Annotated in this window: 9 protein-coding genes; 6 read left to right on the top strand and 3 right to left on the bottom strand. The window is 52.4% G+C overall.

All coding sequences use genetic code 11. The annotated features are described in order from the left end of the window. Positions 1–202 precede the first annotated feature (202 nt). The 5 genes from DA915_RS20720 (at position 203) to DA915_RS20700 (ending at position 4,434) form a co-directional block, all read left to right on the top strand. Positions 203–1,465, top strand: coding sequence for a site-specific integrase (locus DA915_RS20720; protein ID WP_244600775.1), 1,263 nt, complete (start codon positions 203–205; stop codon positions 1,463–1,465). A 188-nt stretch (positions 1,466–1,653) separates the two neighbouring features. Beyond that, entirely contained in the window at positions 1,654–1,920 is a 267-nt protein-coding gene (locus tag DA915_RS20715) for a type II toxin-antitoxin system ParD family antitoxin (RefSeq protein ID WP_107677165.1), read from the top strand. A 3-nt stretch (positions 1,921–1,923) separates the two neighbouring features. Then, positions 1,924–2,244, top strand: a complete 321-nt coding sequence (locus DA915_RS20710; RefSeq protein WP_107677164.1) for a type II toxin-antitoxin system RelE/ParE family toxin — start codon at positions 1,924–1,926, stop codon at positions 2,242–2,244. Between the two features lie 129 nt (positions 2,245–2,373). Then, positions 2,374–3,171: a hypothetical protein gene (locus DA915_RS20705; protein WP_107677163.1), complete on the top strand. Its 798-nt coding sequence runs from the start codon at positions 2,374–2,376 to the stop codon at positions 3,169–3,171. A gap of 159 nt (positions 3,172–3,330) precedes the next feature. Beyond that, positions 3,331–4,434 carry a hypothetical protein gene (locus tag DA915_RS20700; RefSeq protein WP_153064591.1) on the top strand — a complete coding sequence of 368 codons (1,104 nt, stop codon included), beginning with the start codon at positions 3,331–3,333 and terminating at the stop codon, positions 4,432–4,434. A gap of 3 nt (positions 4,435–4,437) precedes the next feature. Here the strand turns inward: DA915_RS20700 and DA915_RS20695 are convergent, their stop codons facing one another. Next, entirely contained in the window at positions 4,438–4,755 is a 318-nt protein-coding gene (locus DA915_RS20695; protein WP_107677161.1) for a hypothetical protein, read from the bottom strand. 230 nt (positions 4,756–4,985) lie between these two features. On the opposite strand from DA915_RS20695, the gene mobQ reads away from it, so the two are divergent. Beyond that, a complete protein-coding gene (gene mobQ, locus DA915_RS20690; protein ID WP_192886622.1) occupies positions 4,986–6,206 on the top strand; it encodes a MobQ family relaxase in 1,221 nt (406 codons plus the stop codon). Here the strand turns inward: mobQ and DA915_RS20685 are convergent. Together DA915_RS20685 and DA915_RS20680 are read right to left on the bottom strand one after the other, a co-directional pair. Then, positions 6,203–6,784: a hypothetical protein gene (locus tag DA915_RS20685; RefSeq protein ID WP_107677159.1), complete on the bottom strand. Its 582-nt coding sequence runs from the start codon at positions 6,782–6,784 to the stop codon at positions 6,203–6,205. The two genes, mobQ and DA915_RS20685, sit on opposite strands and share 4 nt — an antisense overlap. A 199-nt stretch (positions 6,785–6,983) precedes the next feature. Continuing rightward, positions 6,984–8,582, bottom strand: coding sequence for a type IV secretory system conjugative DNA transfer family protein (locus DA915_RS20680; RefSeq protein ID WP_192886621.1), 1,599 nt, complete (start codon positions 8,580–8,582; stop codon positions 6,984–6,986). Positions 8,583–8,739: the final 157 nt, after the last annotated feature.

Genomic DNA, 8,739 nt, shown 5'->3' with positions numbered 1-8,739 from the left:
ACCTGAAGGCCGCAGGTTCAAATCCTGCCCCCGCAACCAAAATTTACGAAGAAATTCAACATGAAAGCCCTCCCATTATGGAGGGCTTTCGTGCGTTTTGGGGCTAGCACAACGCAAGCACAAATCCGGCCCGTCATTTGACACTTCCCGTATGCCGTGATTCCATCCTGTTGAAACAACGGGAAAGTGAACGGAGGCAGGCATGGCGAGTCATGAAATCCTCGGTGGGAAGGTCAATGTCTACCGGCGCGGGGGACTGACGTGGCATTGCTCCGCCTCTCTCAAAGGCGTCCAGTATCGCACCAGCACCAAGGAAACGGGGCTGGAACAGGCCAAATCCTTTGCCGAGGACTGGTATCTCGGCCTGCGCGGCAAGCTGGCGGCGGGTCTGATCAAGACCGAAACGACCTTTGCCATAGCAGCCAAGAAGTTTGAACAGGAATACGCCATCATCACCGAAGGCGAGCGCAGCCCCAAATGGGTGGAAGGGCATAGCATCCGCTTGCGCCTCCATCTCATCCCGTTCTTCGGGAAGATGGGGCTTTCCGAGATCAACGCCGGAACCGTTCAGGATTATCGGGTGGAACGTATCTCGACAGCTAAGAACGGTAAGGCACCATCGCGCAGCACGCTGCACGATGAGGTGGGAACCTTGCGGCAGGTCTTGAAGACAGCCATTCGTCACAAGTGGCTGTCGCATTTGCCCGATCTGTCGCCGCCCTACAAGACGCAGGGGAAGATTACGCACCGGCCTTGGTTCAGTCCCTCCGAATATAAGCAGCTTTATGAGGCGACCCGCCTCAATGCCAAAGAGCCGAAGAACCCGCACTTCCGGTGGGAGGCCGAGCAGCTTCATGACTTTGTGCTGTTCATGGGAAATACGGGCCTGCGGCCCGACGAGGCGAAACAGTTGCAGCACCGCGACGTGTCTATTGTGATCGATCTCGATACGCGGGAGCGCATTCTGGAAATCGAAGTGCCCGGTAAGCGTGGCATTGGCTGGTGCAAATCCATGCCCGGAGCCGTCAAACCCTACGAGCGTTTGCGGGATCGCTTAAAGCCTGCCCGCAAAGGGAAGGGGGCTGAAGGCGGAGAGATTGCGGTCAGTCGGCCTGCCACGACCGATCTGCTGTTTCCCGGCAATTATCTCAAGATGTTCAATAACCTTCTTGATGACCAAAACCTCAAGTTGGATCGCGACGGTAAACCTCGGACAGCCTACAGTCTTCGTCATACCTATATTTGTATCCGATTGATGGAAGGTGCTGATGTTTATGCGATTGCCAAAAATTGCCGCACCAGCGTCGAGATGATTGAAAAATTCTACGCGGCGCACATCAAGACGACCTTGGATGCGTCGGTTATCAATTCCCGTAAGGCCAAGCGGCCCAATCGGGCACGGAAGGTGCCAAGGGCGGCGGCAGCGCCGCCCTTCCACGACAACCGAGGCCCCACGGCCCGGTAAAGACACCCGAACGGGTGTCGCCACAAATCGCTTGCCGATTTGTCAGCCCGCTTGGCGGGCCAATATAAGGGACAACTCCCTTTTCCCGGCCATTTTGACAATGTTGGAATGGCTGGGATATATTAATAGATAACAATAGTTGTTAATTTTAGATTTCCTTCCTATAATAGAGGAAGGAGGTACACACCATGGCTAGTTTTGCACTTAACGATCACTACGAGACTTTCATTCGAAAGCAGCTTGAATCAGGCCGCTACAATAATGCGAGCGAGGTTGTTCGCGCTGGTCTTCGTTTGCTTGAAGATCAGGAAGCCGCGCGTGAACGCTGGCTCAATCATGATATTCCGGCACGGTATGCCGAATTGAAAGCCGACCCTTCCAAGGGCGTGGCGCTTGACGATGCTTTTGCGCGCATTGAAGCCGAGCACAAAGCTAATGTGGCGAAAGCTCGTTAACGCATGAAGCGCTACACCGTCATTCTTCATGAGCAGGCGGAAGCCGAGTTGTTAAAACTCTATGGCGACCTTGCCAGCTATGAGAGGGCGGGGCCGGATGTAGCGTGGAACTATGTGAGCGGTATCCGCTCTTTTCTAAGCGAACTTTCGACCTTTCCGAAGCGTGGTACTGTTCGTGAAGGAAAAATCCCCGGACTGCGCATCATTGGTTATCGGAGAAGTGTCAGCATCGCGTTCGCCGTTGAAGACAATTACGTGATGGTGTTGGGCGTGTTCTATGGCGGCCAAGAAATCCGCGATGACGTTTTGGAAGGGCGATTGTAGGGCGGCATCTCTTGCCTAAATCGGATTCATTGTGCAATCGCCGCGTAGCGGGATGCGCTTTCAGCGTCTACCTCTATTTCCACTTACTTCGGGTTCGCTTGTTGGCATTGAATGTGTTCTATTTCCCAGATGATACAGATCACAGACAAAGCTTACAGAGAGCATGAGATCTTTGAAAACCTCGCCCAATATGGCGAGTTCTACGATTCGCTCTCTATGAGCGTGTTTCAGCAAGTGACAACCGGAACGACGGCGTTCGCCAACATAGATACCTATGTCTTCTCGTCGATCCAAGGCACTGTGGAATCAATGGCATATCTTTTAGGGAAAGGGCGGATTAACGACGCCTTTGCCTTGCTAAGGAAATATCACGATGCTGCGACGATCAACGTCTATGTGAATCTGTGGCTTAGACATCATTGTACCCCCCAAGCGCCGATTGTTCCGTTCGTGAACGACTGGCTTCATGGGAGGTCGACGAAGGCGCTCCCTCGCGTAGAGGAAATGACCAAGTATATTGAAAAGTCAGGAGAGTTGGGCACGCTTTTTAAACTCATCAACTCTGACGAGCGCTATAAGCAGCTTCGAAAGAGATGTAATGACCAGATGCATTACAATTTTTTCCATACCACTTTACTGAATGACGGAGCGGTTTACGTAAAAGACAGATTGGTTTGGCTCAACACGTTCAACGAGGATCTGCGTTGTATCGTCATTTATCACCTTGTCCTTATCTTTGGACTAAAAGATTCCTACATGATGTCCAGCGACTATATGGATTACATGGAGTGCGGTGAGCGGCCACCTGATGATTGCCAGTACTGGGTGAACCCAGTCGTGCAAAAGATGCTGGACAGGGTTGTTGTGCAGTTTCGGCCCGATCTGTACGACGCACTTAAAGAAGGGTCTGCGATGCATCTCAACTGAAATTTTCCCGTTGATGCGACGGGGCCGATTTCTGTCTCATGCTAGAGCACATCCATTGAACGCGGAATCGCCTTGCGGATACACTTGGCCACCGCTTGAAAGTAAGAAGGGGCATTTCATCTGAATCGTGCAAATGCCGGAGGCTTGGAGGGGCATTTAGTGTCTGACACGAAATCAATTCATACCCTCAACGCCCGTGGCCATATCATGCTTGAGGTCACACGTGATTATTTTAAGGTCTCTCCAGCCGCGATGTTTCGGGAGATTCAACGTTTGAGGCATGAAGCCGAAACCGTTTTGGCTTCAAAGCGCATCAGATACGCCGATCTGAAAACAGCTCTCGTCCCAGACCGTCAGCGCCGGGAAATGGCATTGGTCTTCGACAGAGACGCCATTTCGAACAATTGGTATGGGCTGGCAGTCTTTCAGAAACTTATTCCTCTCTTCGACCGGAACAGCAACCACTCAGTTCTGGTGGGAGACTACATCGGGGATAATAACGCACAGGAAGTCCTGTACGATGCTATGGTCGAGTCCGTCATGCTGACCCGAGATGTAGACTATTCCTACAGTTCCCAATTCTTCATCGTCTACATCAATAATCTCACGGATTCGATGGTGCGGAAGTTTCATGAAGGGTTGCTGGACTGGAAGGCCTATGTCGGATTTGCAGACACTACGTATGTTTCGCGTTTCAAAATCCTCCTCTCCACCATGCTTGTGAGTGCGTTTCTCAAACACCGCTCTGTTATCATCCAAGGACATGAAGACGACCGTTCCAATGCAGAGGATGTGAACACATGCGGTTATCCATTTGAAGAGCATGGATACACTTGCCGCAGCTTGCCTGAACATCTGACTGGAACATTGCTTTCATACAAGATCGAACGTCCCGTCTACAAAGGGTTTGCGGTAGACACTGAGTTTTCGTTGAACGCAATCAGTCCAGATCCCCAACCGCTTGAAGAGTTTGAAATCGAAATTCAAGAGGCAAAGCTTGCCTATCTCAAGTCCGAGAAAATCGGCTCGCTTGAAAAGGCAGGTCTAGAGCAGATCACGACGGACGAACTCGTAAAGCTTATTCGCTCTAAAATTTCGGCGAGCTACATTTACAATATGTCTTACAACGACGCGCACAGAGTTTCGAAATTTAACCTGATTGTGGAGCTACCAGAGCGAGACGTCGGTGCCCCCGTGCGGCTCCTTGCTGCAATGGAATACAAGCCTGCTGAACGGCGCTTACGGCTCATAACGTTCTATTAGGCGTCACGGGGAGCACGCGACACCAAGATAGTGTGGCAGCGTCAGCGGCACGATGAATAACATCACACCCCCAATCGCGAGGCCGATTCCTGCCTGACTTCTGAACAGCGATACCGCGTAGATGATGACACCCACAGTGGTGAGGAGAACACCCACGCCGTAGGCGAAGGCGAGTATGGGTCGCAGCAGCATGCAGAACGCCATAGGGCGATAATCCCACCATCCGGCGGCGAGATCGAACAGAAATCCCGCGATCAGTATCGCGCCAACGAGTGCGGCAAGATTGCCGATAACACGGGTGGGATGGAATGGCGGCGACATGAAATCCCCAAAATGACGAGGCGAAAACCGCCTGTTGATAGCAGGACACAAAACGTGAATCAACTGAGGGTAGACAGGGCTAATAGCGCACTTATACATTGCTACGCAACATAGGTGCTCCGGCAGCCACAGGCTTGTGGCAATCCGCCGGAAAGGAATGCCCTTACGGGCATGGAATTCGACTGTGGCGAGTGCGCTTCAGGCGCACTCCTTGGGACAGGAGGTGTGCCGTGGCTATCTACCATTTCTCCGGCCAAATACTTGGCCGTTCTTCCAAGGTCAATCCCGATGGCACATATCGTCCTGGCTCAAAGGCCGTGGCGGCTGCGGCCTATCGTTCCGGTTCGCGGCTGGTGGATGGCAATACGGGGGAGGTTCACGATTACAGTCATCGGCGTGGCGTTGTGCATTCTGAAATCATGGCCCCGCCCGGTTCTGCGACGTGGGTGGAAGATCGTCAGTTGCTTTGGTCTACTGTCGAGGCGATGGACAAGCGGCGGGATGCGCAGCTTGCCCGTGAGTTCAACATGGCGTTGCCGCACGAGTTGGATGCGGGTGAGCGGTTAGAATTGGTACGCCGTTTTGTCGGGCGGCATTTCGTACAGCGCGGCATGGTGGCCGATGTTGCTTTGCATGATCCTATTGCCGAGCACGGGCAATCGCGGCTGAACTTTCATGCGCATGTGATGTTGACGTTGCGGCGTGCGACGGTCTCCGGTCTTGACCGCGTGAAGACCCGTGAATGGAACAGCAAGGAACTTTTGAACGAGTGGCGCGCTGAGTGGGCAGTGGCGTGCAATGACGCCTTGGAGCGGGCAGGGAAGAGCGTGCGGATCGATCATCGTACCCTTGTGGCGCAGCGCGACTATGCGCGGGAGCTTGGTGACATGGTGCGAGCAGCGGAATTAAACCGCGAGCCGGAAATCCATGTCGGGCCACGGGCGCGGCAGATTGTGCGGAGAGAGAGAGTTCCGGTCAGTCGAATGAGGGAGGTTGGGCCGTATCGGGGGCAGGGCGATGCAAAGGTTGCCGAGCGTCGGAGGCGCGACTATCCATCTTATGATGGCGGTTCACGGTTGAATTGGCTTGAACGCATTGTCGTCGGGAATGACCAGCGGCTCAAGCGGGAGTTGGAGGCGGTTACGCGTCGGTTTGATCGGTATCAGCGGAAAATGGATTATTGGGAGCGGCGGATTGCGTTCTGGATGGAGGGACAGATGGGCGGGCCGCAGTTCCGTTTCGAGCGGTGGCAGGAAGCCGAGCGCCGGAAGAAGGTGGCGCATGCGCGGAAACGGTTTGCGCAGCTTGTTTCGATGATGACGAAGCTTGAAGATATGATGCGGCTGGGTGGCCTTCAGCGGGAGAAGGGGCTTCTGCGGATACGGGAGTTGGAGGGGTGGGCGAGGGCAGCTAGTGAGCGTAAAAGAGATAGAGTTCGCCTACGTCATTAAGCCAAATTTCCTAAATTCTTTGGATTTGATGGGTTGTAGTACAAGTATATCCACATCAGAGCCTTTATAAGGCGCTTTTCTGTGTCGTCCTTTGAGTAGACGAGGATCAGAGGTATTATCCAGTATTCGATTGCTTCTTGAAACTCAAGTTTCGCGTATTCTCCGTTTATCTGATTTGTTTCCTGTATATGTTTTAGCCTAACGAAGAAATGGGCTATCATGGATATTTCGACCCATTTCGCCATTCCCTCTTCGGATTTCGAGATTTCATCGTAGAGATCGGTTTCTTTACCTTTACTATTTTTTATTAAAATCTCCGCACTGTTGCGGGCCGCAATGAAGTCTTTGGAGTTCCATTCGTGGGAAAGCTCTATTAATCGGCTTTGTTTGAGTATTGCTTCTTGAGTTGCTGTCTGTATCTTATTGTATTTTCTTATATAAAATAGATTCCATCCAGTAAAAGCTAGGCCTATTAAGGCCAGAAATACTCCAATAATAGAGTATAGGTAATAATTTGACTCTAGTATATTGTTGCATTCAGCTAAATTAAAGTATACTGGTATAAAACATTTAGTCATGGCCTAACCTTAGGGAGCGGCCTGTTGGCCGTATTTTACATGTGCGATAATCTCGGCTTTTACGTTTTCGGAATCCCGTTTTTCTTGGTATTTGTCAGTCTTGTTTGGCTTGGTTACAAGACTTTCACTTTCAAAGATTAGCAGTGGAATTGACATATTGAAAAAATACGCCCGTGAGGGCGTATTTTTCTACTGAAGCCTATTTTTGTGATTGGCTCGAGTCAATCCGAAGATTATTTGCTACGGCGGTAGCGTCTTCGTCAAAGACGAGATGTTGAGGCAAGTAAGGTTTGGTATTGAACTTTTTCGGTTTGCCGCTCCACTTATCCCACCGCATTTTCCAGCACCACATCTTCCGATAATCGAGGCGTTTCCCGAGAATAGGGAAGGGGCAGTCCCGTAGCTTTAAGATGATTTTGGTAACGGGCAGGCGCTGGATTTCGGCACTGTCGAGCAGCCAGTAACTGCTTTCGGATTGGCTGCGGGAACGGCTGGTTTTCTCCATGCCGAATGAGGACAGGCTGATACTGGACGAACCGGATTCGGCGGGAGTCTTGCCGAGCATGGTGGCGACGTATTCGGCGGTATCGTTGTCGCTTACCCCGAAGAACAGGCGGGCGGAGGCGTTGGCAAGGAAGGCTTTGGCGTCGTCGCCGTAGATTTTGGTGACTTGGGGCAGGTTTTGCCAGATGAGCACGGGTGTGCAGTAGGCGCGGAGCAGGCCGGACTGTTTTTCAAGCACATCGAGGCGGCCGAGGACGGCCACTTCATCCAGCAGGAGAACGACCTTGCGTTTGGGTTTGTTGGTCTTGGCGCGCGTGAGCGTTTTGAGTGTGCAGCCGACCAAGACACGCAGCCAGCGCGAATACACATCCAGCAGGTCTTCATCCACACAAAGGTAGAGCGTGCCGACTTCGTTGATCATGTCGGTAAGTTGGAACGTCGAGTAAGCCGAGAGTTTGCCCGCAGGGCTTGATAACGACCATGGTTCGGTGGCCTTCTGCACGTTCGAGAGGATCGAGCGGAACTCTTGGGACAGGTCGTCTTGCGGATCAATGGCGCTGGTGAGAATACCGTTGACGATCTCGCGCGCGGCAGGCGAGGGGGATGTTGTGGCAATATCCATCAGCATGGCAAGAAAGGTCTCTCGTTGACCTGTTGTCAGCCGCCTTACCGTTCCGAGGCAGCGGCTTTCAACAGGCTCATGGAGAGTATGAAGAATAAGAGCCTTGATGAGGGAGATTGCCTTGTCATCCCAATGGGACTCGCGAGCATCGGGAACCACCATTAATCTTGCAAGGCTTTCGGCATCATCGGATTCCTGCGCCGTTCCCACGCGGATAGTGTCCATCGGGTTGAAGCGTTCCGAATGAACGAGATCAGAGGGGTTCAGCATCCACACCTTGCCGAATTTGGCCCGTTGGCGGCGGGTAATCGCATAGTTTTCGCCTTTAGGATCAGACACCACCATGGAACCGCGATAGGTCAGCAGCGTGGGGATGACAACGCCCAGCCCCTTGCCGGCACCTGTGGCGGCAAAGACCATCACAATCCCGTCTGTCGAGAAACGAAGAAGTCGGCGGAATGCGCCGCGGCCAAGGACAATGCCTTCGCCGCGAATGGCTCGATGTCGCCACTGTTCCCAGCGACTAGCCCATCGCGCCGAACCATAGGCTTTACGCCTGTGGGATGTGGTCATTAGTATTCTGACTGGAAGACTGAAGGTGAACACAATCACCCACCACCCAAAGCGTAGCAGGAGGGATATCAGCCATAAGATGACCTTCAATACGTCCATGGGATCATCATCCCTCGCTTCGGTTGGGTGAGCAAATATCATTTAGTGCTTAAATGATGAGTTCATTGTCTTTATTGAACATTCACGTTTAGAAAAGCGCGCGTCGTTTCGTCAGACATTCGCTCTTTCCGCGAACGGGCTTCGATCTTTAAATGAT

Origin of the sequence: Agrobacterium sp. LAD9 (genome assembly GCF_003031125.1) — a bacterium.
GTDB lineage: Bacteria > Pseudomonadota > Alphaproteobacteria > Rhizobiales > Rhizobiaceae > Agrobacterium > Agrobacterium radiobacter.
Note: the sequence above shows the minus strand (reverse complement) of the source record. Positions and strands in the feature narration are given on the sequence as shown.